General features: G+C 48.2%; 28 protein-coding genes, 1 pseudogene and 1 riboswitch. Of the genes and pseudogenes, 17 read left to right on the top strand and 12 right to left on the bottom strand.

What is annotated here, in order from left to right:
• The first annotated feature begins 27 nt into the window (after positions 1-27).
• Entirely contained in the window at positions 28-207 is a 180-nt protein-coding gene (locus ACZYR9_RS15000) for a hypothetical protein (RefSeq protein ID WP_488979295.1), read from the top strand.
• Positions 207-392 (top strand): hypothetical protein, encoded by a 186-nt coding sequence (locus tag ACZYR9_RS15005; protein WP_488979296.1) that lies wholly within the window; start codon positions 207-209, stop codon positions 390-392. Before ACZYR9_RS15000 ends, ACZYR9_RS15005 begins: the two co-directional genes overlap by 1 nt.
• A gap of 107 nt (positions 393-499) precedes the next feature.
• Here ACZYR9_RS15005 and ACZYR9_RS15010 read toward each other — a convergent pair whose 3' ends face one another.
• Positions 500-1,609, bottom strand: a complete 1,110-nt coding sequence (locus ACZYR9_RS15010; protein WP_488979297.1) for an LCP family protein — start codon at positions 1,607-1,609, stop codon at positions 500-502.
• Positions 1,610-1,899: 290 nt separating this feature from the next.
• Here ACZYR9_RS15010 and ACZYR9_RS15015 point away from each other — a divergent pair, with 290 nt between their 5' ends.
• The gene (locus tag ACZYR9_RS15015; RefSeq protein WP_488979298.1) at positions 1,900-2,466 is read left to right on the top strand and encodes an NAD(P)/FAD-dependent oxidoreductase; all 567 of its coding nucleotides are present in this window, start codon (positions 1,900-1,902) and stop codon (positions 2,464-2,466) included.
• Positions 2,467-2,548: 82 nt separating this feature from the next.
• Here the strand turns inward: ACZYR9_RS15015 and ACZYR9_RS15020 are convergent, their stop codons facing one another.
• Positions 2,549-3,184 carry a bifunctional 4-hydroxy-2-oxoglutarate aldolase/2-dehydro-3-deoxy-phosphogluconate aldolase gene (locus ACZYR9_RS15020; RefSeq protein ID WP_488979299.1) on the bottom strand — a complete coding sequence of 212 codons (636 nt, stop codon included), beginning with the start codon at positions 3,182-3,184 and terminating at the stop codon, positions 2,549-2,551.
• 246 nt (positions 3,185-3,430) lie between these two features.
• Here ACZYR9_RS15020 and ACZYR9_RS15025 point away from each other — a divergent pair, with 246 nt between their 5' ends.
• Positions 3,431-3,871 (top strand): DUF948 domain-containing protein, encoded by a 441-nt coding sequence (locus ACZYR9_RS15025; protein ID WP_488979300.1) that lies wholly within the window; start codon positions 3,431-3,433, stop codon positions 3,869-3,871.
• Positions 3,872-3,878: 7 nt separating this feature from the next.
• Positions 3,879-4,283 (top strand): YtxH domain-containing protein, encoded by a 405-nt coding sequence (locus ACZYR9_RS15030; RefSeq protein ID WP_488979301.1) that lies wholly within the window; start codon positions 3,879-3,881, stop codon positions 4,281-4,283.
• A gap of 52 nt (positions 4,284-4,335) precedes the next feature.
• Here the strand turns inward: ACZYR9_RS15030 and ACZYR9_RS15035 are convergent, their stop codons facing one another.
• The 5 genes from ACZYR9_RS15035 to ACZYR9_RS15055 form a co-directional block, all read right to left on the bottom strand.
• Entirely contained in the window at positions 4,336-5,529 is a 1,194-nt protein-coding gene (locus tag ACZYR9_RS15035; protein WP_488979302.1) for a phosphodiester glycosidase family protein, read from the bottom strand.
• Positions 5,530-5,622: 93 nt separating this feature from the next.
• Positions 5,623-7,431, bottom strand: a complete 1,809-nt coding sequence (locus ACZYR9_RS15040; protein WP_488979303.1) for an EAL domain-containing protein — start codon at positions 7,429-7,431, stop codon at positions 5,623-5,625.
• 69 nt (positions 7,432-7,500) lie between these two features.
• On the bottom strand, positions 7,501-7,623 hold the full coding sequence (locus tag ACZYR9_RS15045; protein WP_488979304.1) for a cyclic lactone autoinducer peptide: 123 nt from the start codon (positions 7,621-7,623) through the stop codon (positions 7,501-7,503).
• Positions 7,595-8,176: an accessory gene regulator ArgB-like protein gene (locus ACZYR9_RS15050; protein WP_488979305.1), complete on the bottom strand. Its 582-nt coding sequence runs from the start codon at positions 8,174-8,176 to the stop codon at positions 7,595-7,597. The genes ACZYR9_RS15045 and ACZYR9_RS15050 overlap by 29 nt, the downstream gene beginning before the upstream one ends.
• The gene (locus tag ACZYR9_RS15055) at positions 8,124-8,858 is read right to left on the bottom strand and encodes a hypothetical protein (RefSeq protein WP_488979306.1); all 735 of its coding nucleotides are present in this window, start codon (positions 8,856-8,858) and stop codon (positions 8,124-8,126) included. The genes ACZYR9_RS15050 and ACZYR9_RS15055 overlap by 53 nt, the downstream gene beginning before the upstream one ends.
• A gap of 250 nt (positions 8,859-9,108) precedes the next feature.
• Here ACZYR9_RS15055 and ACZYR9_RS15060 point away from each other — a divergent pair, with 250 nt between their 5' ends.
• On the top strand, positions 9,109-9,702 hold the full coding sequence (locus tag ACZYR9_RS15060; RefSeq protein WP_488979307.1) for a CPBP family intramembrane glutamic endopeptidase: 594 nt from the start codon (positions 9,109-9,111) through the stop codon (positions 9,700-9,702).
• Between the two features lie 21 nt (positions 9,703-9,723).
• Here ACZYR9_RS15060 and ACZYR9_RS15065 read toward each other — a convergent pair whose 3' ends face one another.
• Together ACZYR9_RS15065 and ACZYR9_RS15070 are read right to left on the bottom strand one after the other, a co-directional pair.
• Positions 9,724-10,374, bottom strand: coding sequence for a hypothetical protein (locus tag ACZYR9_RS15065; protein WP_488979308.1), 651 nt, complete (start codon positions 10,372-10,374; stop codon positions 9,724-9,726).
• A gap of 245 nt (positions 10,375-10,619) precedes the next feature.
• Entirely contained in the window at positions 10,620-11,285 is a 666-nt protein-coding gene (locus ACZYR9_RS15070; RefSeq protein WP_488979309.1) for a helix-turn-helix domain-containing protein, read from the bottom strand.
• 162 nt (positions 11,286-11,447) lie between these two features.
• Between ACZYR9_RS15070 and ACZYR9_RS15075 the strand changes: the two genes are divergently transcribed.
• The 8 genes from ACZYR9_RS15075 to ACZYR9_RS15110 all read left to right on the top strand — a co-directional run bounded on the left by ACZYR9_RS15075 (position 11,448) and on the right by ACZYR9_RS15110 (position 19,521).
• The gene (locus tag ACZYR9_RS15075) at positions 11,448-11,885 is read left to right on the top strand and encodes a hypothetical protein (protein WP_488979310.1); all 438 of its coding nucleotides are present in this window, start codon (positions 11,448-11,450) and stop codon (positions 11,883-11,885) included.
• A gap of 196 nt (positions 11,886-12,081) precedes the next feature.
• Positions 12,082-14,118 carry a glycoside hydrolase family 15 protein gene (locus ACZYR9_RS15080; RefSeq protein WP_488979311.1) on the top strand — a complete coding sequence of 679 codons (2,037 nt, stop codon included), beginning with the start codon at positions 12,082-12,084 and terminating at the stop codon, positions 14,116-14,118.
• Positions 14,115-15,317 carry a glucose 1-dehydrogenase gene (locus ACZYR9_RS15085; protein ID WP_488979312.1) on the top strand — a complete coding sequence of 401 codons (1,203 nt, stop codon included), beginning with the start codon at positions 14,115-14,117 and terminating at the stop codon, positions 15,315-15,317. The genes ACZYR9_RS15080 and ACZYR9_RS15085 overlap by 4 nt, the downstream gene beginning before the upstream one ends.
• Before the next feature lie 158 nt (positions 15,318-15,475).
• On the top strand, positions 15,476-15,904 hold the full coding sequence (locus tag ACZYR9_RS15090) for a disulfide oxidoreductase (RefSeq protein WP_488979313.1): 429 nt from the start codon (positions 15,476-15,478) through the stop codon (positions 15,902-15,904).
• Positions 15,905-15,959: 55 nt separating this feature from the next.
• Positions 15,960-16,994, top strand: a complete 1,035-nt coding sequence (locus ACZYR9_RS15095; protein ID WP_488979314.1) for a delta-lactam-biosynthetic de-N-acetylase — start codon at positions 15,960-15,962, stop codon at positions 16,992-16,994.
• A 175-nt stretch (positions 16,995-17,169) separates the two neighbouring features.
• A complete protein-coding gene (gene racE, locus ACZYR9_RS15100; RefSeq protein ID WP_488979315.1) occupies positions 17,170-17,979 on the top strand; it encodes a glutamate racemase in 810 nt (269 codons plus the stop codon).
• A gap of 125 nt (positions 17,980-18,104) precedes the next feature.
• Positions 18,105-19,130, top strand: a complete 1,026-nt coding sequence (locus ACZYR9_RS15105; protein WP_488979316.1) for a M14 family metallopeptidase — start codon at positions 18,105-18,107, stop codon at positions 19,128-19,130.
• 157 nt (positions 19,131-19,287) lie between these two features.
• The gene (locus tag ACZYR9_RS15110) at positions 19,288-19,521 is read left to right on the top strand and encodes a hypothetical protein (protein ID WP_488979317.1); all 234 of its coding nucleotides are present in this window, start codon (positions 19,288-19,290) and stop codon (positions 19,519-19,521) included.
• Between the two features lie 44 nt (positions 19,522-19,565).
• Here the strand turns inward: ACZYR9_RS15110 and ytvI are convergent, their stop codons facing one another.
• Both ytvI and ACZYR9_RS15120 read right to left on the bottom strand, forming a co-directional pair.
• On the bottom strand, positions 19,566-20,675 hold the full coding sequence (ytvI, locus tag ACZYR9_RS15115) for a sporulation integral membrane protein YtvI (RefSeq protein WP_488979318.1): 1,110 nt from the start codon (positions 20,673-20,675) through the stop codon (positions 19,566-19,568).
• An 18-nt stretch (positions 20,676-20,693) separates the two neighbouring features.
• Positions 20,694-20,924 (bottom strand): annotated as a pseudogene (locus ACZYR9_RS15120) (winged helix-turn-helix transcriptional regulator); the annotation flags it as partial.
• 272 nt (positions 20,925-21,196) lie between these two features.
• Between ACZYR9_RS15120 and ACZYR9_RS15125 the strand changes: the two are divergent.
• The 3 genes from ACZYR9_RS15125 to ACZYR9_RS15135 all read left to right on the top strand — a co-directional run bounded on the left by ACZYR9_RS15125 (position 21,197) and on the right by ACZYR9_RS15135 (position 22,532).
• A complete protein-coding gene (locus ACZYR9_RS15125) occupies positions 21,197-21,499 on the top strand; it encodes an iron-sulfur cluster assembly accessory protein (protein WP_488979319.1) in 303 nt (100 codons plus the stop codon).
• A gap of 52 nt (positions 21,500-21,551) precedes the next feature.
• On the top strand, positions 21,552-21,773 hold the full coding sequence (locus ACZYR9_RS15130) for a YuzB family protein (RefSeq protein WP_488979320.1): 222 nt from the start codon (positions 21,552-21,554) through the stop codon (positions 21,771-21,773).
• Between the two features lie 285 nt (positions 21,774-22,058).
• Positions 22,059-22,150, top strand: a riboswitch (cyclic di-GMP riboswitch).
• 82 nt (positions 22,151-22,232) lie between these two features.
• Positions 22,233-22,532, top strand: a complete 300-nt coding sequence (locus ACZYR9_RS15135) for a hypothetical protein (RefSeq protein ID WP_488979321.1) — start codon at positions 22,233-22,235, stop codon at positions 22,530-22,532.
• Positions 22,533-22,693: 161 nt separating this feature from the next.
• On the opposite strand, the gene ACZYR9_RS15140 is transcribed toward ACZYR9_RS15135, so the two are convergent.
• Entirely contained in the window at positions 22,694-23,872 is a 1,179-nt protein-coding gene (locus ACZYR9_RS15140; protein WP_488979322.1) for a THUMP domain-containing class I SAM-dependent RNA methyltransferase, read from the bottom strand.
• Between the last annotated feature and the right edge of the window lie 165 nt (positions 23,873-24,037).

Raw genomic sequence — 24,037 nt, forward strand, 5'->3', positions numbered from 1 at the left:
TATCCATACCAAGCTGGAGGGAAAAACATGGAGAACGAATACAAGCGGCGCCTGGAGCTGGAGTTCGGCAGACACTTGACGGAAGGTGAAGCGGCGGAAATATTAAACGAACAAATCGTCCATCCGGACGACGAGGAATTTTATGACGATATGGACGATGCGGCAGCGTCCTTGGCCGCTACCCAAATTTTCAGGAGACATCTGTAATGAGCAGGATGAATGAAATTATCGAAAACCATGAGCATTTGGAGAAGCTGGCGGCTTTGCTGAAGCATTATAGTGTCAATGCCGAATTTGTTACGGCTTCATTGATCGAAAAATTCGAAAGTGAGCAGGAAGAGGCGAACGGTGAACTCGTGTCGGATTTAAAACAGCTGTTTGCGACCTATTAAACTAATGCTTCCTACTAAAGCTTTGATCCACGGGTCCGGCTTGCTCGTTTCGACTATTTTATTTCACCGCTCGGTAAATTTAGACAGCACAAATAACAGGAGGCCCTTTATCGGGCTGTCCTGTTGTTTGATGATTGGCTTGTGCTTTGCTCCCTGCGCTCGGGGATATAAGGGTCAATGCCGAAGCGCTTGGAAAGCGAGCTCGAGCCATAGGTCGCACGGGTAACCGTGCTGCTTTCCGCAGGCAGGCCCAGCTGGGTCCGAAGTGAAGCAATGGCGGCGCTGAGATCCTCTTCTTTGGGGACAATGTAAGGGCTGTCCCAACGTCCCTCCAGTGGAATCGATTCGATATGATCGGGCTTAAGCTTTTGGAAGGTCAAGATAAACTTGCGCAGCTGATCTGCCGGAATATCCGTTTGTACGTTTCTGCCGGCAATTTCGAGCAATCCGCCCCATTGGGTGATACCGTTAAACGAAGTCATTTTATCAAGCAGTGTAGAGACAACCTTCTGCTGCCTTTCGTTACGGGCTATGTCCGAGGATTCCTGCGTGCCCCTGTTGGATTTGCGGTAGCGCAGAAAATCAAGCGTTTCCTTGCCGTCGAGCGTTTGCAGCCCTTGGGACAGGTTAATGTTCGTCCCGTCGTAGTTATCAACATACCGCATATCCATGTCTACATCAATTTCAATTCCATCAAGCTCATCGACCACCTGACGGAAGCCGTCAAAATCGATTACCGCCATATAATCGATAGGCACATTAAACATATTGCTGAAAAATTGTTTGGTATTGGATAAGGCCGTTTCGCGGTCCTTATTGTAATAGTAAGCAAAATAATAGTTGGCTTTCTGAGAGGATAACCCGAATTCTCTTGGCTTTAGCTGCAGATCTCGCGGGATGGAAACCATGGTGGCCGAACGCATCTCAGGATTGAGCGAGACCAGCATCATCACGTCGCTGTTCATGCTTCCGCCGCTGCCGCTGCGATTATCCAACCCGACAAGCAGGAAGCTCATCGGTTTAAGCTCCGTGCCAATCTCTGCATCTGCCTTATTCACGCCTGCGGCGGAAACGGACATTTGTTTCAGCGCAGTATCCGCTTTATGTATTAAATACCCTGCATAGCCTGCTGCTCCGATACCCAAAATCCCGAGGGTGAGCAGGACGCTGCGCAGCGTTTTGCGCTTCTTTTTATTCTTCTTGCGTGATGACAACATCCGTAGTTCCTCCTGATAAGGTAAAATATGCACTATCTATCATAATAACGTATATTGATGGGTAAATTGTTACAAAAATATTAAATTTTCGACGAAAAATTTATTTGAACTTTTTTTAGAGAAAACGGAGGTTGCCGGTTGACGTACGAAGTTGACATAGCAACTGGTTTGGAGGATAATGGTAATAGACTCGCTCTTACTTTATAGTAGTATATTCGATTTTGTTAGAAATTTGGAGCAGCGAACCCTCTCTCTGTTCGCGTGTTCGAGACTGGAAAGGAGAATGTATCATGTCTTACGATGTTGCTATTATTGGAGCAGGACCAGCCGGATCGAGTGCAGCGCTTTTCGCCGCTAAGGCCGGGAAGAAGACAGTAGTAATCGATAGTGATCAAAGCATGACGAAACGGGCATGGGTAGAGAATCACTATGGAGTCATGGAAATTTCGGGTCCGGATCTCGTGGAAATCGGAAAGAAGCAAGCAGCCAAGTTTGGCGCTGAATTGGTACAATCCAAGGTGGTCAGCGTAACCAAATCCGGTGATGTTTTCCAGGTAGAAACGGAGAACGGAAGCTATGAGGCGAAGCATGTCATTCTTGCCACGGGCATTTCCGTCGAACTCGCGGAAAAGATTGGCGTAGCCACAAAGCCGGGTACGGAGCCTCGGATTAAAACGGTCATTGATGCCGACATTAACGGCAAGACGGCAGTACCAGGCATCTGGGCGGCCGGAACGGCCGCAGGAGTTAGCGTGCATACGATCATTACAGCAGGAGACGGAGCCAAGGTGGCGATCAACGTGATCAGCGAGCTGAACGGTGAGCGCTACGTGGACCACGATGTGCTGAAGGCATAAAGCAAAGATGAAGGCGGCCGTTTGGCCGCCTTTTTGCTGCATCAAGCCTCGATCTCATTTGCTTTCTCCGATAAAAGCAAACTTAAGCTTTTAAACGAGCTGCTAACCGCGATGCCTTTTCCTGTATCCAGCCATAATTGCCGGCGGCAATTTCTTTTAAATTGACAAGCGAGCCGCCGATGCCGACTCCGTAGCAGCCGATATTCATAAATTCTTTGATATTATCTTCATTAACCCCCCCGACAGCCATCATAGGGATGTGGTTCAGCGGTCCCATCAGCTCTTTAATGTAACCCATGCCAAGACTGGCCCCGGGGAAGATTTTCACAGCTGTCGCACCGGCTTTCCATGCTTTTACGATTTCCGTCGGCGTCATGGCCCCGGGGAAGATCGGAGCGTCGCGACGGACGGCATAAGCGATCACTTCTTCATCCATATTGGGGGTGACCAAATAGGATGCGCCTGCGTCCAGTGCTTCACGGGCATCGTCCAAATCCAATACGGTCCCGGCCCCGATGTACATATGCTCGCCGAACTGCTCCTGCAGCTTTCCGATCATTCGGAGCGCTCCGGGGGTATTCATCGTAATCTCCATGACGGGAATGCCCCCGGCCAACAGCGCCTGCGCGACACCTGCAATGTGCTTTTCTTCCACACCCCGTACAATAGCTATGATTTTTCCCTGTTCAATTTGTTGTAAGCCGTGCTCCTTGTTCATATCGTTGTATCCACCGCTTTCTTTATGTAATCATGCGAATTAGAAAACGCAATCACTTCTCTCCATTATACCTTCTTTTTGTATGTTGCCAACCTGGCTGAGGCAATGAAATGCTCATGTTTTTCCATTCGCACAGGCTTTTGCAACCTTTTTTTCAAATGTTGTGTCAAAATGCCTTTCTGCGTCTTATAATGTAATATCTCATAGGCATTCGTCCAGAAGCTTGATGGATCGGAGGTGACGGCGGTGTGGTGGCAATGGGGACTCTTGCTCTGCATGCTCGCATTCCTTCTATTCGTATTTTTCGCCACCCGGTTGATACGAACGGCAACAGAGACGCTGAAACGCAGCGAAAGGCAGCTCGAAAATATGCAGGAGCATCTGCGCAGAACATCGGAGGAATCCGAGCGGCTGCTTAAGGTCTCGACTGAAGTAATGGAAGAAATTCAGGAAAAGCTGCGTACGGTTGACGTCTGGTTTGCTGCAGTGAATGAAACGGGCGAGGCGGTGGGCCGGATGTCCCGTAGTGTCAAAGCGGTGTCGTTAGCCGTGGAGGATACGGTATTGGAGGCTCGCAGAGCTGTACTTAACAATCGGGATACCGCCAAGGACCTGATGGAGCTGATGACGACAGGACTTCATCTCTGGCATCGACTGAAGGCATCCAAAAATCAATCCAAGGAGTGAAGAAAAAATGACGGCAAACAAAAAAAATAAGGATTTGATGATCGGAGCGGTGATAGGCAGTGTGCTGGGTGCCGTAACCGCACTGCTTTTGGCGCCCAAGTCGGGGCGTGAGCTGAGAAACGACATTGCGGATGGAGTTCAGCAGGTCAGCGAGAAGACACAACGGCTGGCAGGAGATGTTGCTGTGAAGTCGAAGCAGATTTTTACTGCCGTGTCCGAAACGTCCCAATCGACGGTAGAGACGATCGGACGGCATGCTTCCGATTGGGCGGGCAAAGCTAAAGGAGTGGCGGTTCAGGTAGGGGAGGAAGTGAAATCCTGGAAAAAGGAAAAAGCTGATCCACAGCAGGATGATATTGCTGCAGCCGCAGCGTCGGTAGCCGCCACAACTGCAGAACGTGAGGAATCATAACATACAAAACGGGACCCGGATTGAAATTCCAGGCCCCGTTTTCCTCATGGATTTACCATTTGGAGGGGTCGATTTTACTCGGGTCCAGTCCTTCCCAAATATTGCGGATGTTCGCTTTCTTTGGATCTTCGAATACGAGCCAGGCTGTCGGCAGATATCGCTCGCCATATTCACTGGACGGCTTATTCACAATAACGGCCGTATTTGTTTTAGGGGCGGAGCCAGCCGGATTTCCTTGATTGCCGAGCACCAGCACCGAGGATGAGCCTCCGTCTAAATTAGCTGCCGTCACGGCGCCGCGCTCCAGAAAGATTTTCTGGATGTCGTAAAGTGTAGCGCCGATGCTGTGTCCGGGCTGACGCCCGTCAATTACGGCGAACATCACCGTCCCGTCAGCCTTTTGGGCCATCGCGGTCCGCGGTGCGATTCCCCAGCCTTCGGCTTGGTTTTTGATCAGCCCGACACCGTTGACGATAAACTTGGGAGCGAACGTGACTGCTTCCTGCACACCCATTTTTAGAAGCTCGGAAGGTGAATATTTTCCTGCGATCATACGTCCCTCTTTATCGATACCGACGATATGATTTGGAGTATTCATGCCGCCGTCATTATAAAATATTTTCCCCCTGGACATGACCAGACCTGTGGGTTGAAAGCCGTTTCCTTTCCATTCCGGATCAACAAACCCTCCCGCATTCACGCCGGCCAGGGCATCCAGACGCTTTACCATATCGGAAACCTTCTCTCCTTTTCCGGCTTTCCCGGGGACAGCGATGCGCAGCATCGTCGGATCATGGACAATCAAGAGCTTTCCTTTAAAATTGGTCCCCTGAATATCTTCAATCTCAATGGGCTTCTTTATCTCTTTATGAACGGGGGAGGTCGGTTGGCCGCCTACATGGACAAGCCCCTTATCCTTGATTTCCGAATAGGTGTCAAACTGCGCCCAATACCGGTTAACCCGCTTCTCCAGCTCATCACTGCCGATGATGTATTTGGCCCAATGCCGGTGCTGTGTTGTAATCAGCGTATCGGCCATCATAAATCGTAGGTTAGTGCCTGATTCGGTTAGAAAAAACCATAATGAGAATAGAACGCCGAAGAACAACAAGACGAAAAGAGTGTAGAAAAATAAGGTTAGCGAAGCGGAGGCACCGCGTTTTTTAACGTTTTTTTTTCTCTTATTAGCTGCTGCAGCTAAAGAATGCGATGGCGAACGGGAGCTGCGGGACAAAGGTGCTGACATGGTTCAGATCCTCTCCAAATGGACTAAATTACCAAACATTTGACGAAAAAAAAAGAAAAAAAGTTGCAGCCGGAGGCCGCCTTTTTTCCTGGCTCAGATGTTTAAGTACAATTGCTTGTTATTTTTAATCAAATGTTCAAAGTCATTGGCGGGGATCGGTTTACTGAACACATTGCCTTGAATCTCGTCGCAGCCCTGAGCAATCAGGAAATGGAGCTGGTCCGTCGTTTCTACGCCTTCGGCCAAGGACTTGATCTTTAATTGACGGGACATGGCGATCAACGCGGTTACAATGGCAGTACTGTCTTCATCGGTGGAAATGTCCCGAATAAACGATTGGTCGATTTTCAGCGTATGTACATGGAACCGTTTCAAGTAGCTTAAGGAGGAGTAACCGGTGCCAAAGTCATCAATGGAGAGTCGTACGCCGAGCACCTTCAGCTTTTGCAATGTCTCGATGACGTACGGAACGTTTTTCATGGCCACATTTTCTGTGATTTCCAGACAGAGCTGACCGGGGGCCAAGCCGGATTCCTGCAGGGCATCCATAACCACCTGTACAAAATTCGACTGATGAAATTGTATGGCCGAAATGTTGACGGACACAACCAGAGGATAGAAGCCCTTGCTTTGCCACTCCTTGTTCTTCTTGCAGGACTGCTTCAATACCCAGTTGCCGATCGGTACGATCAGACCGGTTTCTTCAGCCAGAGGAATAAATTCCGCAGGGGATATCATGCCCCATTCGGGATGCTGCCAACGGACAAGGGACTCCATACCAAACACGGATCCGCTGCGAAGATCAACGATCGGCTGAAAATATACTTCAAATTCTCCGCGCTCAAGGGCTTTGCGCAAATGCACCTCAAGGTTCAAACGGTGCAGCGACCGCTTGTTCATATCCGGGTGGTAATAATGATATGAATTGCCACCCTTCTCTTTAGAACGGTACATGGCGATGTCCGCATTTTTTAAAAGGCTTTCCACTTCGGTGCCGTCTTTGGGGTAAATACTAATGCCGATGCTTGGCGTAACGAACAGCTCATGCTCCTCAATAACGAACGGTTCTTTAAGCAATTCGGGTATTCCTCTGGCAAATTGAGCCGCTTCCTCCTCCTGCGTTATACCCGTAAGCAGGATGATGAATTCGTCACCGCCGAAGCGGGCAACGATATCTTTGCCGCGTACATATTCTTGGAGCTTGCGGGCCAGCATTTGAAGCAGCTGATCTCCCACCTGATGTCCAAGTGTATCGTTAATCACTTTAAAACGATCCAAATCAAGAAAAATAACGGCCATCATCGAACCGATACGCTGCGCTTCTTCAAAATAATTTTTCAGCTTTTCGTCAAACATCGTGCGGTTAGGCAGGTTGGTTAACGAGTCGTGGTAGGCCATGTGCAAAATTTTTTGCTCCGCAAGCCTGCGTTCATTTACCGCACGTATGGTGGCATAGGAGCGCAGCAGCTGGTAATCGTCGGTTTCGCTGAGGATTTTGGCGAACAGCTCCTCCTGAAGAATGGGATTGTCCTCCGATAAAGCGGCCTCGGATGTCTTGATGAGTTGCATGGCATTCTCAATGTGCTCTTTATGAATTCTAGCGGCGGTTGCCGTGATTTGACTCTTCCGGTTTGATGTCAGAAACAGTAGGCCTTTCTTGGAATCGTAATGATCGACATGATTCATATTGACGATATTGGCGCTGTCCAGCTGGCGAAAACCGTCCTCGAATAACCATTCTTCTAAGTTGTCAAAGGAAAAATCCAGGTAGTACTGTTCGTCTTTGGTATAAATGATGACTTCGCGGTCACGAATGCGGTCGATCTTGATTACATCGGATGCATCGACTACAAATACCTCGGAACCTCTCTTGCCATCGCGAGTAACGGGAATTTTCTGCATTAATGTTCAGCTCCATGGGAAAAGGATGAGGCTGACGCGCCATGGCCCGTCAGCCCTTAAGTACGAATCTTATTTTTTCAAAAGCTCTTGTGGGGTCTCGGGACGGTTTGCGATGATGGTGTTGGTGAAAACAAAGAATGAAGCAAGAACTAAAGCGATGCCATTAGCTACTTTTGCCATTTTCTGTTTCAATGTGCCACCTCCTCTCCAATAATCTAAACAGGAAGTATCCCAATTGGGTTAAAGTAACGGCTTGTACAAAAAAGACGGCAGATAACAGGGAGGATTGGAGGAAGAAATTACTGCCTATGAACGCTAAACATATGATTTTTAAATACAGGTAGTTTTTGGGGGCAATTCGGCTTATATTTTCTAACCCCTCCGGTGCTTTGAGCATAAATATAATGAAGCTAAGTATATTCAGAATCAAACCGGCAGTAAAGTACGAATATTCAGCATGGGCCAAGGAGGTCAAAACCGTTAAGGAAAAAAGGCAACACCCCAGTGAGGATTTTAGATGAGCGCCGCCACTGAGGTATCTAAGGAATAAAAAAGAAAATATCGTTATAACGGCCTCCTGTAAGCGGCCCGTAAATGTGCAGATGATTAAAGTTGAAACAATAGCCAGTGATGTGTTGATCAATAAGCTGAGAGAATAGAACAGCACCTTCTCTGAAGCGGCTTCAGCATAATTATTTCGGATTGCTTTTGCTATGCTCGATGCGGAGCGATCGATCAAGTTCATCTTTCACAGGCCTCTCATAAGTTTCTCTAATGATTTTTTTATTGTGGATATAAGCCACATATATACCAATCAAAAAGATCAAGGCAATAAAAGTAGAGCTTACTATACTCAGAGAGTTATTATAGAAAGACATCAATTCATTTTGAGCCAATACCAAACTCACAATTAAGAAAGCGGACAAGACAAAATTATATCCCTTAAGTGCAGTTCGGGATGTCAGGTACTTGGTTTTAAACAGGAATCCTATTTTTCTTCTTTGCAGCAGATAGATGATCAGACCGATAATGAATGCGGTACTCAATTGGATTGAACCAAGCACCGCAACGGAACGTTGAATTTGTACTTGGTCAAACCACCCCAAAGCAATACCGGAAAGCATCACGGCGGATTCTATAATGACTCCGGCAATAAATCCGGTCACACAGACAAGAAGAGAGTAGAAAAAAGGAATTCTGTATATGATCATGATTAATATGATTTCCACAGAAAGAGCGGATAAGACGGCAAGACTGCCTAATTCTGCGATATCTCTGAAATAAAATGTAATCAAGGACATCATTAACGCGGTAACGTAGATCTTATGTAAATAGTAAAAAAACTGAAAACGAAACATCGTTAAAGAAAGTACAATCATGGTACTTAGTTCGATCGATGAAAGAAACACTTTTACTGCAAAGCTCATTCGTATAGCTCCCTTGCTCTCTATTTTATAGGGTAAATAGCACTTGGTATATAGTTAATTAGTCTCATGTCGAATAATATTACATTTTGTTTTATAAAATTTACTGAAGTTTAGTTTAATATACTTTAGGTAGGGTGACAAGCGAATCGTGTCGAATCCTGCGGTGAATTTGAATTTTTCCTTTTTTTGAATAATACTGGTATAAAATAATAAATCAACGATTACACATAGGATCGGGGTACAAAAGACTATGAAAAAAAATGAGATTTTCGTTGTGCTGATTTATTTGCTGCTTATCGGTCCGCGGCCTACAGGAGCAGCCATTTTCGATAACAAATATTATGTTGCTATTGTGCCGTTCATAGCCATTGTACTCATTTATTATTGTATGAGAAAAGAATTGCAGCTGGTCGATTGGAATGAATCGCTGAAGGGCAGCCGATCCAAAGAAGCTTTTTTCAAAAGCTTGCAATATGCGATATACGCTCAAGCCGCTTCAACGATTGTATTCGGTTCATCCGAAGGACTATCCGATCAATTGATCCAGACGTATATTTTGATGCCATTTTATGCGATTATTGTCGCGCCTATTGCCGAAGAGCTGGTGTACAGGAAGATTATTTTCGGGTATTTAAATAAGTTTCTTCCTTTCTGGGCGGCGGCGGGTATTTCATCTTTTATTTATGCCTTTGGACATTTTAGTTTGAACCGATTTATCGGGTACTTTTTAACCGGACTGATCTTTTGTTATTTCTATAAAAAAACCCAGTCGGTCATTCCAACGATCGGAGCTCATCTTGTCATCAACTTCATTTCACTGCTGATCCTGAGCTTGAAATCATAACGGGAAGCCCCCCCGCCAATTCTATTCATCCGATAATTCCTTTACATAAAAAAAACGCAGGATCCCGATTAGCAAGAGCACCGAAAACAGCTGTATGATTGCAGCCTCGGCTTGCCAGTAGAATATGGAATATACGGTCAGGACGATGACCATCAGGCCAATACTCATAATAAAAAGCATCATTTTTCGAAAGCGCGGCTGAATGTGTTCCTTGCCTTTGATATGAAAGGGCAGAAATGAGAAGCCGAGTCTGAATTTTTTAAGGAACAAGCTCACGGACAGGTTAAGCAAAATTAAAAATACGGCCGGAAGCGTTACGCTTTCCTGCGCCAATACATAAAAATTTTCCGAAGTAATCCGGCTGATCATCCAAAAAAATCCCATTTCCGTTGTGGTTTCTACCAAATAGACAACAACACTAACGATCAAAGCGTATAAAAACCGAAGTCTGAAAATGCTATAAAAACACAAGAGAACAAAAAGAGGCTGTAAAATTAAGCCTACAATCGAATGGGTCGTTTGGACAACAACAGAAATAAGCGTCAGCACCATGGTACTGACAGCAATCTTTTTCCAGTATACTTTAAGCCGCTGCCTAAACACCGCCAAGGCTAACACAAACATGGAAAACCAGCATAGAAAAAATAAGGGAATTAAATATACTACGCTCATAATATACCAACTTTCCCTAGACATACACTAGGATATTTTATCGGAATGAAAGTTCTCCAAACAGCTAAGATTTTGGCTGTTAGACCCTATATAAAAAGGAAAAACAGGCCCGCAGCACATAATTGCGCAGACGGGCCAATAGGCGGCGGTTGTATGAAGATTAAAAATACAAGGAAGGGGAGACGAAATATTTCTCATAATGTCTCTCATCATATGTCAGCCCCTTGCTGCTAGCGCCGTTTTGGTTAGATCTGTTTGTTGGCTGCGGAAAAAGACGAGGCGTTTCCGCTTTTGCCGAAAGTGAATTCCAGGCTTTTTTGGGTGTTGACCGCCACTTTGCGGGCAATCATGTCGTGATATTTTTTCTGACGGATCGCTGAGATGGTAACGCTGTTGCCAAGGCCGTCTTCATCAAAAAACAGCAGACCCTTGCGTTCGTCATATTTGCGGATATGATTTAGATTAACGTACAGATCGGTATCCATCTTCTTGAAGCTGTGCTCTTCCAGCTCGTCTAAAAACGTGCTGAAATCCAGCAGCGAATCGATATTATGGACAATATTCGCGCCTTCTGTATGATAAGTGATGTCCTTCATTCCGATTTCGATAAAATAAACATGCTCCAGCTCCATGTCTAACCGGTTGCCGTTGGATTGCGAAACGACATCACTGCTTAACAGATGCCCCGCTTTAATCATCAATTCCGTATAAGGATAACCGTATGCAGCCGAAAGCTTCTTCAGCGTATCGGGTGAAGGGGTGATTTTGTCGTTGGTTGAACGGTTTCGTTCCAGTTCCAGGTCTCTGATATAAGCATGAGAAAGGCCGCTCTTTTTAGCCGCTTCTCTTAAAGACATGGAGCCTCGAAGACCTTCCAGAAACTTTCCAAATTCAGGAATAGGTTGTCCCATCCTGTTCACTCCTTTCTAGTACTATTGTAATGGACAATCCCGGGAAAAGGAATAGTTTTATTAAAATTGTATTAAACAGATGATGTACCCCTTGACGAGCTGTAATATGAATACTACATTAAAGGTAATAACCTTTTTGCAGCATAAGGGGGGAGAATGATATTGAGAGACAAAGTAATGAGTCGTTGGAGCACCTATGAACCCTTCTATGTTTCGTTTAACGGGTATAAAATCGCCGACATCGTGATTACCAGTCACGCGCTAAGCCGGTGGTCTGAGCGTGTGGAAGGCGAAGAAGGCGGAATTGAGCATATTTGCAGCTTTTTGTGGGACAAATTGAAGAACGGCGGAGTACAACCCTATTATTCCAATGAGAAGGATGTATATCTCATTGATGAAGATCTGGTTATGGTTTCAGAGTTTGTTGAGATGAAAGACGAGATCGACATTGCCGGCAACCCTTTACACAAAATGATTGTAGTGACGTTTCTTGGACGCGTTTCCCAAGACATCCAGCTTCGCGACCTGAAAGCGTATTATTCATGGTTAAGGCATACGCGCAGAATGACTCTTGTGAAACACGGAAGAAAAAGAAAATAATAGATGAACAGATATTTAACGACTGGCCTGAGGGCCGGTCTTTTTTGGTTTGTAGCGGATCATTGTAAAAAGCTTGCAGGCAGTCAAATTATACCACATATTCCCATATAATGAAATCGGTTTTTGGTTCTATCATGCATAAAACACTTCCACGCTAGGGGAAATTAGGAAAATACGCGGAAGAGGAGGATAGATCATGGCCCGTGATTTGCCGATTGGTAATGGGAATGTATTGATGAATTTCGATATCAACTACAATTTGCGTGATATTTATTACCCTTATGTAGGTCAAGAGAATCAGGCGCTGGATCATTTATCGCACTTTGGTGTATGGACGGAGGAAGGATTCTTTTGGATCGATCATCCGGAGCTTAAAAAGCAGGCCGGTTACTTCAATGATTCGATGGTAACGAACGTTTCGTGCGTACACGATCGTCTGGGGCTAAAATTGATGCTTCGCGATGGCGTGGATATGCAGGATAATATCTTTTTGCGTAAGGTTCAGATAGATAATCACCGCGACCGAGAACGTACGGTAAGGCTGTATTTCCATCTTGACTTACATTTATATGGAAATAATATAGGCGATACGGTGTATTTTGATCCGGAGCTCCGCTCTCTTGTATTTTATAAGGGACACCGGTACATGTCGCTTTCTTGCCAAGAAACAGGACAAATAGAATCTTCTCCCACATCGTATGCGATCGGGCAGAAGGAGATGCATCGGCTGGAAGGCACTTGGCGGGATGCCGAGGACGGGCAGCTCGGACGTCATCCGATTGCACAGGGCTCGGTGGATGGCACGATTGAGCTTGAGGTCCATCTCCCGGCCAAAGGAACCAAGGATGTGTGGTTTTGGATATGCTTCGGCCGCGATTATCGTGAAATGGCGAAGCTGGAAAAATCGGTTCGCTCCGCAACGCCTCATGCGTTACTGGAGCGCACATATCATTATTGGCTGGAATGGCTGTCGCAAGACAACCATGATTTGAAGCTGTTGGAAGACGAAATAGCGTCTTTCTACAAAAGAAGCCTGCTGATCATTAGATCTAATACGGATAACCGAGGAGCCATTATTGCGGCGAACGATTCGGATATTATGAAATTTGCAAGAGACACGTATTCATACATGTGGCCTAGAGATGGGGCGCTCATTACGCATGCGCTGGACCGTTCAGGATATCATGCGCTGACGAAGAGGTTTTTTCAATTTTGTAAACAGGGTCTCTCAGAAGAAGGATATTTGATGCATAAATATAATCCTGACGGATCTGTCGGCTCCAGCTGGCATCCTTGGGTAAATGCGCGCGGGGAAAAGCAGCTTCCAATCCAAGAGGATGAAACCGCCCTTGTGCTGTATACGCTGTGGCATCATCATCGCCTGGCCCGAACGATAGACGAAGCCCGCGACGATTACGAGAAGCTGATTATGCCGGCGGCCGAGTTTATGGTGAAATATACGGATGCCTCGGGCCTGCCGCTGCCTTCCCACGATTTATGGGAAGAGCGTTACGGCGTGCATTTGTTCACTGTGGCGAGCGTTTATGCCGGTTTATTGGCGGCCGCAGGGTTTGCGGATTATTTTGATGACAAGCTGAGGGCCTTGCATTACCGGGACAAAGCGGAACGAATGAAAAAAGCGGTGGAGCAGCAGTTTTTCTACGAGCCGGAACAGCGATTCATCCGCTCGCTCTATTGGAATGACGAGAAACAAAGGTACGAGCAGGACCTGACCTTGGATGCAAGTATGTACGCCATGTTTGATTTTGGTCTGTTCGCTCCGGAAGATGCCCGGGTCGCATCGACGATGAAGGCCATTCGGGAGAGGCTGTGGGTGCAAACGGAGATAGGCGGCCTTGCCCGTTATTCGAACGACTATTATCATCAGGTCACCCAGGATATCGCAAAAGTACCCGGTAACCCATGGTTTATTTGCACGCTGTGGTATGCGGAATATGTTATTGCGACGGCCAAAACAGAACCTGAGCTGAAGGAAGCGGCCGATTTGCTGAAGTGGACGATCCGTCATGCGCTGCCGTCGGGCGTGCTGGCGGAGCAGGTTCATCCTTTTACGGGCGAACCGCTGTCGGTATCGCCGCTCACCTGGTCGCATGCCACATTCGTTAAAGTGGTACAGGAGTATTTATCGAAGCTGAAGAGGTTCCGGCACAAAGCCAAAAGCCGTGCGGATCAAAGCGATTTGCAGCTGTTGAAGGCAGGTGAGCGGGGATGAAGGCCGTACGCGTAACCGGGTTGGCTCCAGACGGCGGACGGCAGGAGGGACAACTAAAGCTGGAGCTTGGAGAGGTAGAACTGGCTCGCAGAAATACACCGTCGGACGTACTTGTGCGCGTGCTTTGCGTTGGGCTTGACGGTACCGACCGGGAAATCATAAGCGAAAAATACGGCGTGCCTCCGGCAGGACAGAACGCTCTAACGATCGGACACGAATCGCTGGGCGTTGTTATGGAAGCCGATCCGGCTACAGGCTTCCGTGCGGGCGATGCCGTCTGTGCCCTGGTCCGAAGGCCCTGCACCGAACCGGATTGCGTAAGCTGCCGCAACGGACGGCAGGATTTTTGCGAAAGCGGGCAGTATGTGGAGCGGGGGATCAAGGGCGCTGACGGTTTTTTATCGGAGTATTATGTGGAAGACGCCCGCTATCTGGTGAAAGTGCCCCTGGAGGCGTTGCCTTTCGGGATGCTGGCGGAGCCGCAGAGCATCGTCGAGAAGGTGTGGGATGAGGTTCAGCGCGTTCAGCAGCGCCTCGTATGGCAGCCGAAGACCGCAGTCGTGCTGGGCTCCGGACCTCTCGGCTTGCTGGCCGCGCTCACCTGCCGCTGTTTGGGGCTGGACACGGTGGTATGGTCCAAGTCTCCGGAAGCTTCTCCCGGCGCGGAGCTCGTGCGGGCTTGCGGAGCGTTGTACAAGCAGGCGGAGGACGCGACCAAAACCGAAGCGGGCAGCGGATCTTTGCCGCCTCTGAACGCATTCCTGAAGTCCAGCGGCAAGCGGGCGGATCTTATCTTTGAATGCACGGGGTACAGTCCGCTTGCTTTCGATGCGATGACCGCGCTCGGTCCCAACGGCTTGCTGGCCTTGCTGGGCGTAACGCCCGGAAACCGGAGCATCCGTATTTCCTCGGATATGATCAATCAGGAGCTTGTGCTGGAAAATAAATGTGTGTTAGGCTCCGTCAATGCGTCGCGCAAAGATTTTGAGACGGGATTGTTTCGCCTGCAGCTGATGGAGAGCCGTTTTCCCGGTGTGCTGAATCGGATGATTACAGAGCGGCTGAAGCTTGAGGAAGTGCCGCGGCTCGATTTTGACAGGATCGGTATTAAGGCGGTAGTCGATCTCATTCCGCCGGAGCAGTGGGAGACAATGGTGGAGTCAAACGGCAAGGCAGTGGAATATAGCTTTTCAGTATGAAAAGAAGCATTAAAATCAGCGGGCTGTGCCTTAATGGGCGAAAGCCCGTTTGCTTTTGGATAAGGGATTATTGTCACTGAATTACAGGCTATCGGCAGAATGGAACACCTTCTCCGGTTCTGATATGATGGGATTAGCAGAGAGGAGAGAATGGGTTTATGAATTGGAAGAACACGATCCGCGAGAACGGGCTGCATTTTTCCTGGTTTGTGGCATTGACCGCGACCCTGGGCAGCTTGTATTTTTCGGAAATCCTGCAATACATACCATGTAAGCTTTGCTGGTATCAGCGAATTTTGATGTATCCGCTCGTCATTATTCTGGGTATAGCTGCTGTTCGTAAGGAACGGCATATGTACATCTATGTCCTTCCAATGTCGATTTGGGGGGCGGGCATCTCGCTTTACCATTATTTGATGCAAAAAACAGCCTGGTTTAAAAACGCTGCACAAGCCTGCGGTCCGATTCCATGCGACGTTGACTATGTGAATTATTTCGGATTTATCACGATTCCTTTCCTGGCATTAACCGCATTCGTGATCATTACGGTCCTGCACATTTTGATGTGGGCCGCAGAGCGCAAATAAAAAGCCGCCGCAGCATGGGCAAGGTGATTATACCAACGGGCGAAGGAGAACTGAGATGATTAGAAAAGGAATGAGCTGGTTTATTATCGCCGTCTTTTGCGGGCTGGCGGCAGCCTGCAACGGGGAACCGACGGCCGAGATGCCAAAGCCTCCCGTTTCCGAAGGGGTACCGGACAAGCCTCCGGCAGCGACTGCCGATCCGACGAGCTTGGGGACGACCGCGCCGTCCCCAACCGAGCCCGCAGCACCGCCCATGGATGCAGGTTCCCCGGTGACAAACACGGTTTACGGCGGCGGCAAGGCGTCTGCAGCATCAACGGGACCGAGAAACCCGGCAGGACCTGTTGTAAAGGATCAGGTAAAACCGAAGGAGTCCGCGGCTATGCCTGCCTTACCCGGAGATCGAAAGGCGCTTTCGTGGTATTACATGAAGAAGCCGAAAGGTCAGGTGCCGGATTTTCCTGGAGATACAAAAAAATATACGAAGAATATGAAGGCATTATGGGTAGGAACGGGTAAGAAGGTATACTTGACCATCGATACCGGAGGCCCGCTCGGGGATATAGACCTGCTGGTCAAATCATTGAGGGATAACGATGTGAAGGCGAATTTTTTTATTGCCGGATACAACGTGAAGAAAAATCCGGATTTCATCCGAACGCTGGTGAACGATGGGCATTTGGTCGCCAATCACACCATGACGCATACGGATATGAACAACCAAACGGATGAACAGGTACGCAAAGAGGTTGACGATTACGAAAAGCTTTATAAAGAAGTAACGGGCAAGGAAATTCAACCGTATTTCCGGTTCCCTTACGGAAGATATAACATGCACCTATTACAAATGGTATCCGATATGGGCTATACCTCCGTGTTTTGGTCTACGGCGATGAGAGATTGGGAGCCGCGCAAGAACGGAGCGGAAGATCCGTATAACGACATTATGAACAATCTGCATGACGGAAACATCATCTTGATGCATCAAGGCTCGCCAGAAAATATCCTTGCTCTTGACCGAATCATTAAAGCGGTGCGAAAAGCAGGATACGAATTTGCCCTTTTGAACGATATTGAGCCGCCGCGATAAAGACAAGCACTGGATCTGCGAACCGGCTGCGGGTTTTCATTAGTCAAGGGGTCTGTTAAGATAAAATAATGCTTGCGCGTATACGGTAGCGCTTGGTACCAATTGTTCCCGCAATTCATAAACTGAAAAGTACATTATTCGGTTTAACACACCAACATAAAGGAAGCGAAATCACGTGCAGCAAGCGATAGCCATACTGGATTCAGGGGTAGGGGGATTGACCGTAGTCAAGGAGGTCATGCGTCAACTGCCGCAAGAAAAGATCATCTATTTCGGCGATACGGCCCGTACACCATACGGCCCGCGGCCGGCCGAAGAGGTGTTGGGATTTACCCACCAGATTGTTGACTATTTACTTCAATTTCATCCCAAAATGATTGTCATAGCCTGTAATACCGCAACGGCCGTGGCTCTTGAAGAGATTCGCAGCAGACTATCGATCCCCGTCGTCGGTGTAGTTCATCCGGGGGCTCGTGCAGCGATCAAAACGAGCAGAAGTCAGAGGATCGGCGTCATCGGAACCGAAGGCACCATCAAAAGCCGTGCTTACGAGAACGCTCTACGCCAAATCTCGCCGCAAATTCAGGTGGTCAGTCAAGCTTGTCCATCATTCGTGCCGCTGGTGGAGCAGGGCTTGTTCCATGCCGAGCAGACGCGGCGGGTTGTAGAGGAGACGTTGCACGAGCTGCGTCAGAAGCCGATGGACTGCTTGATCCTGGGCTGTACGCATTATCCTTTTCTTTCCGACATGATCTCTTCGGTTATGGGACCTGAGGTTGCCCTGATCAGCTCTGCGGACGAAACGGCACGGGAAATCAGTACAATCTTGTATCATAAAGGGATGCTGGTCACTTCGGGCGCCGTACCCGTCCATCAGTTTTTCTGCAGCGGAGATCCGGTATTGTTCAAGAAGATCGCGCAAGCATGGCTGAACGAGCAAATCAAAGTAACGCCTGTGGTTTGGCAGGTTCCGAATATTGTCTAATTTTCCGTCATAAGCATTAGCTAGACAATCGAGCCTTTATTCGTGGTTCGATGATTAATGCTTGGAAGGGGAGCTGCACCATGATATTCCCTGCTATATTACGGTATGGAGAACCATTGTTGCACATGGCCGTAAGGAACAAAGTAAACTGGACAGATCTGATTATGGCAAGCACGGGCAAGAATGCGCATCGTTTTTGTACCGGACAAACCATTGCTGTTCCACCTGTCAGGACATCGGAAGCTTTGAATTCGGCCAAACCTTACGATTATCGGGACATGATAAGGGATTTAATGCTCTTGGAGCAAAAGTATCCGTTCCTGATGGTTTATTCGATCGGCAGGAGCGTACTCGGGAAGAGCATTCCCGCCGTCCGTATCGGAACGGGGCCGGTAGAAGTGCATTATAACGGCTCGTTTCACGCCAATGAATGGATTACGAGCCTGCTTTTAATGAAATTCACCGAGGATTACGCTTCGGCTTATGTGAACGATTCACCGCTTAGAGCACGTGACGTAAAGCCGCTGTTCGAACAAACGTCGCTTTGGATCGTGCCTATGGTCAATCCGGACGGGGTGGAGCTTGTATTGAACGGCCTTTCCATGGAAAACCCCTATTATGAGCGGCTGGTCGAATGGAACGGCAGGTCGCTGGATTTCTCGGGCTGGAAGGCGAACATTCGCGGAGTGGATCTTAATGATCAGTTCCCGGCGAACTGGGAGATCGAACGCGACCGCCGCAGTGTCCCCGGGCCGGGTCCAAGGGATTATACCGGAATTGCTCCGCTCACCGAACCGGAAGCGGCGGCAATGGCGGAATTCACGAAAAGCCGTGATTTTCAGCTTGTGGCAGCGTTTCACACACAGGGAAAAGAAATCTATTGGAATTACCGGGAGCTGGAGCCCCGGGAATCGGAAGCGATAGCTTGCCGTTGGGCCGAAGTGAGCGGATATGAAGCGGTTAAGCTGCAGGACAGCGATGCGGGGTATAAAGATTGGTTTATACAAGAGTATCGGCGACCCGGATTCACCGTGGAAGCCGGTTTCGGTGTTAACCCGCTGCCTCTTTCGCAGTTCGAGGAAATTTATTACGATCTCACTCCTCTCATGCTGGAGGGGCTGGCGTCGGTTCAAGGCAAAAAGCATAAATAGCAAAAGCGTATTTTTGATAAGGGGCAAGCTGACGCTGCCATAACGGCCGTTCGCTTGCTTCTTTGTTATACTGTGCGCCATGCAGCAAGCTGCTATGCAAATGGTGTATAATGGGAATAAGGAGTTTGAAGAGCAGCACAAGGGAGGAGATAGCATCATGTGGAGACGTTTATTATCGATAAGGCGATGGGCGCATGTGTTTCGCCGGATTGTGCCGCTGCTGCGCTCTTCGAGAATTCCTGTCCGTGAGAAGCTGCTGTTCGCCGTCCCGGCACTGGTGTATTGGATTATGCCTGATGCGCTGCCGGCGCTGCCTATTGACGATGTTGCCGTCATGATGCTGCTGATGAACTGGTTTACCGATCGGGCTGAGCGTAAATACGGTGCATGAATGGCAAGAGCTGCCCGGGCGGGCAGCTCTGTTGTAGCTTGGGCCTAACGGATGGCCCCGGTTTCTTGTTCATATTCTTCGGCAGGCATGCGAATCCATCTTTTCAAGTATCCCTGTTCATACAGCGCCTTAATCAGAATGATCAGTATCGGCGATAAAATCAACCCTGCGACACCAAAGAGCGAAAGTGAGATGATGATGAACGCGAGCATGGTAAAGGCGGATACGCCTAGCGAATCGCCGGTGATTTTGGGCTCAAGGATTTGTCTGGTTGTAATGACCACGGCAAGCAGCACAGACAACCAGATCGCCAGCGTCGTTTGTCCAACGATGAACAGGTAGATGATCCACGGGATGAAGAGTGTGGATACGCCCAAAAGCGGAAGCACGTCGAATAACGCGGATAGCAGCGCGATGGAGAAAGCGTTCTTCACTCCCAATAAGAGCAGCGAAATGAAAACGACGATAAAGGTAAGGGTAATCAGCTTAGCCTGTGCTTTGATGTAGGTGACGATGCCTTTCAATACATTTTCGCGCAGAAAGTGGAACGCTTTTTTAAACGTTTTTGGCGTTTTCTCTTCCGCCGTCCGCTTCCATGACTCGATCTCGATGCTCAAGAAATAAGCCAGAATGATCCCGATGGCAAAATTAATCAAGAAGGTGGAGACGGAGGTCAATGCCGTAAACGTTCCCGTAATAAAGCCGGTCACAAATTGGGTGATTTTACTGGTGATGACTGCGGAATACTCTTTGGCCTGCTCAATCAGATCCTGCGTTGGCAACGGACCCAAATAGTCCTGTAGAGCTTCGGACCGCTGTATGATTTCCCTTTCCATGACGGCCGTGTACTCGGGGAACTTGTCTTTAAGCTGTAAGATCTGCGTTGTAAAAATAGCGCCGAGTCCGGTAATCGCCCCAAGAATGACCAAAATAAATAAAATGGTCGAGATGCCGGAAGCGATCGATTTCTTGAGCCCTCTGCGGTGCAGGAATTTAGCGAGCGGCTCGATAATCATGTAAATGAGAAACGCAAAGAAGATCGGCGTTGCAATCCGGTATAAGAGACTGAAGATGTACATGAACAAATACACCGTGACAATCAGGAGAGCAATGTCGAAGATGGTTTTGTAATATTTGCGGTAAAAATGAATCATTCGGTCACCTCGGGTTTATCATTCCTCTGCGGCTGGCGTACACCATCCGGCCGCCCAGAGCTTCATTTCTTTTAACATCCGGTGCAAATCCTGGCCTTTAGGCGTAAGCTTGTATTCCACGGTAAAGGGGACCGTCGGGTAGGCTGTCCGTTTCAGCACGCCGTTGTCCTCCAGGTGACGCAGCGTGTCCGTTAACGATTTGGGGCTGACGGATTTGATTTTGCGCTGCAGCTCACCGAAGCGCTGGGTGTATGATACCTGAAGCGCGTTACCTTAGGGTAAGTTAATATTTCCATTGTCATAATATCTAAAATTATTCACTACTTTCCGTTTTATATAACAAGTCACACAATAGCAACACAACGGAGGGTACCGGGGATGGGGAACGAGGACGGATATGAATGGGGTGTAAGTCTACAGTCGGATGCAGCCGTACGATCATCGTATTGCAATAAAAGTTGCTTTCGCTCCCGAGTTTCTATACAATAAGGTGAAAACGATAGCGCTGGGAGATGGAAGTCATGAATTGCAAAATTTCGCGTAATGCCGCCAAAGTGCTTTTGGCCGAAATAGAAAAAGAAGAAGACAAGGAATTGAAGCTTCGCGTATTCGTGACGCATGCGCACGGTGATCATGCCCATTACGGTATGAAATTAGACAAGCCTACGGAGAACGATGTCGTCGTCTCGACCGACAAAGGCATCGACGTTATTCTTCAGAAGGATGATCCGTTTTTGGACGGGATTCGCATCGATTATTTCTATGTGCCTGAGGAAGGCTTCTCGGTGACCAATCCGGGCAAAGGCAACCACGGCGACCACTAATGCTTTAGTCGGGTTCCGTATAGGTAAGCTGCAATAGAAAGGAAACACCCGTATGGCCAACGATATACGAATTTGTGACAAATGCAAGCATATGAGAATCAAAACGGCGCTGCCCAAATTGCAGAAGCTGGCCCCCGACGCGGAAATCAAGGTAGGATGCAAATCTTACTGCGGTCCATGCTCCCGCTTTGCCTTCATCTTCATCAACGGCAGATATGTTACCGGCAAGACGGAGGACGAAGCGATCGAGAAGGCTAGTAAATATGTGAAGTGACATTAAAGCGGATGAAGAGACGCTTATAGGACCGCAGATTGCAGCGGATTCCATAAGGGCTTCAAAATCCGCTTTTTTCTATTTTATTCATTTTTTTAGGTGTCAAGCATCTAAAATCGTATTCTGAAGGGGCGATTTTAGTGTAAATAGAAGGTTAATCATTGAAAATAGTTCCAAAGGCTCAATAGATTTGTTGAAATTGGGAAATTGGAATTATGTATTCCTTAGGTCTTATCTTTTATTCTTAAGAAAATAAACTTTCATAAAAAGACATTTTTCGAGCGTACTCGATAAAGGCAAACCAGGCGAAAGCCTGGGCACGCAAAGCTATAGGGGCTAAAGTGCAGGTTCCGGCGCAAAGCCAGCCAGTTATCGAAGGTGCGGAGCGACGCATAGACTTGCAGACTCTTGTGCCCGTAGATGGAGAATTTCTTTGTTTTTGAAAAAGGAGTGAAACTGATGCAGGGTCAGAATCGAAGCATCGTATCAAGAAAAGGCTTTTACACGAAAGTGGGGGATGATTTCGTAGGCGTGTTTTTGTCAAACGAGGGCCCCAAATTGTTCATCAACCGTGAGGTCTATGAACTGTCTGCGCCATGGTGGGACGTCGAAATGGTGAAGGGGCGCAGCCATCAAATCATTAATTTTTACTGGCGCGGTGAGGTCAAGCTGTCTGTTAGATGTGAAGCGGAAAATGACGTTTTCATGCCGCTGTTCGATTATTTGAGCTGCAGGGGGACTACGGTTCGTCAGGCCTGACGGCCAAACTGAAATACCCATACATAGCGCAAAAAGAACCGCTTTAATGGCGTAATGCCATTAAAGCGGTTCTTTGGTTTGTCCGGTTTTGAGACTGCCATTACCTCAACATGGAAATAGTAAAATCAGGAGAGGATGATCGAAAGAGCGGACCGCCCATCTTAAGCATCGGGAGGAGACTCTGTCTTGTTGCTGCGCCAGCCGTATAGACCGCCGGGGGCGAAATATTGGTATAGATTGCATTCGATTCGGCCGTTGAACAGCTTGCGCTTCTTGTCGGCTTTGCGCCCCATGTGATGCTCAAGCTGCTTGTTTGGACTTAGGATAAAGGCAGACCATGTAGGCAGCTGCTCGTATACATGGCTAAATTGTCGGATGGCCCGTTCAGCTTCACTGTGGTCGCCCAGGCGCTCGCCGTAAGGCGGATTCGTGATGATACAGCCGTAGTCTCCCCGCGGCATGGCCTTGGCAACCGGGCTCACCTGCAGGGTCAGTTCCTTTGCCAGACCGGCCGATTTCGCCGCAGCCAATGCGACATCAATGGCTTTCGGATCGATATCGGAGCCTGTAATCTGGAGAGGGATGTCATCCTTTACCAAATCATAAGCTTCTTCCCGGGCTTGATTCCATAATTCATGAGGAACGAGCGGCCACTCTTCAGCGTTGAAGCTGCGTCGTAAGCCGGGAGCCAAATTCCATCCGATCATCGCGGCTTCGATCGGAATCGTACCCGAGCCGCAGAACGGATCATAAAGCGGGCGTTCGACTTGCCAGCGGCTCAGCAGTACCATGGCCGCCGCCATGGTTTCTTTCAGCGGGGCCTCCGTTACCAGCTTGCGGTAGCCGCGCTTGTGAAGACCGGGTCCGGTGGTGTCCAGGGTTAACGTAGCAGTGTCGTTAAGAAGCGACATCTCAATGACGAAGCGTCCGCCGGTTTCGGGGAACCACTCCGTGCCGTATCGCAGCTTCATGCTTTCCACAACAGCTTTCTTGACAATGCCTTGGCATGCGGGCACGCTGGACAGCTGTGACTTGTGCGATCTTCCTTCGACGGGGAACTCCGCGTCTTCGGGAATCCAATCCGGCCAAGGCAGAGCCTTTACTCCCTCGAACAGCTCGTCAAAGGTACGGGCTTTAAACTGTCCCATCTTGACGAGCACGCGGTCGGCCGTACGAAGCCACAGGTTGGCGCGGCATATGGCTAAAAAGTCACCGACGAACGTCACCCGACCGTTTTCAACCGTGACTTGATCGTAGCCTAGATCGCGAACCTCTCTGGCCACTACGGCCTCAAGCCCCATAGGGGAGGTGGCGATAATTTCAATCGAATGTAATGTCATACTGATTCACTCCGTATCTGTTATGAAGGGAAAAGCCCGAATATAAACAGGTTGAACTAAGCTTGGAAAAGCCATACAATTAATTAGTATAGGCGATTGACAGTGATTATACAACGAGGCAAACGTATTAGCAGCAATGATTAAGTGCTGCAGCCGTATGTCTCG

This window comes from Paenibacillus sp. F024, from assembly GCF_057814255.1.